2 protein-coding genes are annotated in these 1601 nt (G+C 66.1%); both read left to right on the top strand.

Going from position 1 to position 1601, the window contains the following annotated elements; translation table 11 throughout:
• The coding region (locus PAF17_RS20000) for an electron transfer flavoprotein subunit beta/FixA family protein (protein ID WP_271890814.1) at positions 1–598 on the top strand (598 nt) is incomplete at its 5' end.
• Positions 598–1524, top strand: coding sequence for an electron transfer flavoprotein subunit alpha/FixB family protein (locus PAF17_RS19995; protein WP_271890813.1), 927 nt, complete (start codon positions 598–600; stop codon positions 1522–1524). The genes PAF17_RS20000 and PAF17_RS19995, both read left to right, overlap by 1 nt.
• The last annotated feature ends 77 nt before the right edge of the window (positions 1525–1601 follow it).

Genomic DNA, 1601 nt, shown 5'->3' with positions numbered 1-1601 from the left:
CGCGACCGAGGTCGTGGCCGTCAGCATCGGGGTCAAGCAGGCGCAGGAAACGCTGCGCACCGCGCTGGCCATGGGCGCCGACCGCGCGATCCTGGTGGTGGCCGCCGATGACGTCCATACCGATATCGAACCGCTGGCCGTGGCCAAGATCCTCAAGGCCGTGATCGACGAGGAACAGCCCGGGCTGGTGATCGCGGGCAAGCAGGCGATCGACAACGACATGAACGCGACGGGCCAGATGCTGGCCGCGCTGCTGGGCTGGGGTCAGGCGACCTTCGCCAGCAAGATCGAGATCGAGGGCGAGGCCGCCCGCGTCACCCGCGAGGTCGATGGCGGCCTGCAGACCATCGAGGTCAAGCTGCCCGCGATCGTCACCGCCGACCTGCGCCTGAACGAGCCGCGCTACGCCTCGCTTCCCAACATCATGAAGGCCAAGAAAAAGCCGCTGGACGAAAAGACCGCCGCCGATCTGGGCGTCGATGTCAGCCCGCGGCTCGAGATCGTCTCGGTCAAGGAACCCGAGGGTCGCAAGGCCGGGATCAAGGTCGAAACCGTGGATGAACTTGTGTCGAAACTGAAAGAAGCGGGGGTCGTGTAATGGCTGTTCTTCTGCTGGGTGAAGTCACCAATGGCGAGCTGAACCGCGACGCCACCGCCAAGGCGGTCAGCGCGCTGAAATCCCTGGGCGATGTGACCGTGCTCTGCGCGGGCGCCTCGGCCCAGGCGGCGGGCGAAGCCGCCGCCACCATCGACGGCGTCGCCAGGGTCCTGGTGGCCGAAGACGCGCTTTACGGTCACCGTCTGGCCGAACCGGCCGCCGCGCTGCTGGTCGGCCTTGCGGACGGGTTCGACCACATCGCCGCCCCGGCGACGACGGATGCGAAAAACATCATGCCCCGCGTCGCGGCGCTTCTGGATGCGATGGTCATCTCGGATGTGTCGGCGGTGGTCGATGCCGACACGTTCGAACGCCCGGTCTATGCCGGCAACGCGATCCAGACGGTGAAATCGAAGGATGCGAAAAAGGTCCTGACGATCCGCACCGCCAACTTCGATGCCGCAGGCGACGGCGCCGCCGCCCCGGTCGAAGCCACCGCCAAGGCCGATGATCCGGCCCTGTCCGCCTGGGTCGCAGACGAGGTCGTGGAAAGCGACCGCCCCGAACTGACCTCGGCGGGCCGGGTCGTCTCGGGCGGACGCGGCGTGGGATCAAAGGACGACTTCGCCCTGATCGAGAAACTGGCCGACAAGCTGGGTGCCGCGGTCGGCGCCAGCCGCGCGGCGGTCGATTCGGGCTATGCCCCGAATGATTACCAGGTCGGCCAGACCGGCAAGGTCGTCGCCCCCGAGCTCTATGTCGCCATCGGCATCTCGGGCGCGATCCAGCACCTTGCGGGGATGAAGGACAGCAAGGTCATCGTGGCCATCAACAAGGACGAAGAGGCCCCGATCTTCCAGATCGCCGATTACGGCCTCGTCGGCGACCTCTTCACAACCGTCCCCGACCTCACGGAAAAGCTGTAACCGCTTCTTCTTCGAAACAAATACCCAAAGGGGAACCGCCAAGGACGACGGGGCAAAAACCCCCTCCCCAAAACAAC

The organism is Paracoccus onchidii (assembly GCF_028294535.1).
Lineage (GTDB): Bacteria > Pseudomonadota > Alphaproteobacteria > Rhodobacterales > Rhodobacteraceae > Paracoccus > Paracoccus onchidii.
Note: the sequence above shows the minus strand (reverse complement) of the source record. Positions and strands in the feature narration are given on the sequence as shown.

Excerpts from the sequence above, each read along its gene's own strand:
- PAF17_RS19995 (WP_271890813.1), top strand. The coding sequence starts at position 598 with ATGGCTGTTCTTCTGCTGGGTGAAGTCACCAATGGCGAGCTGAACCGC.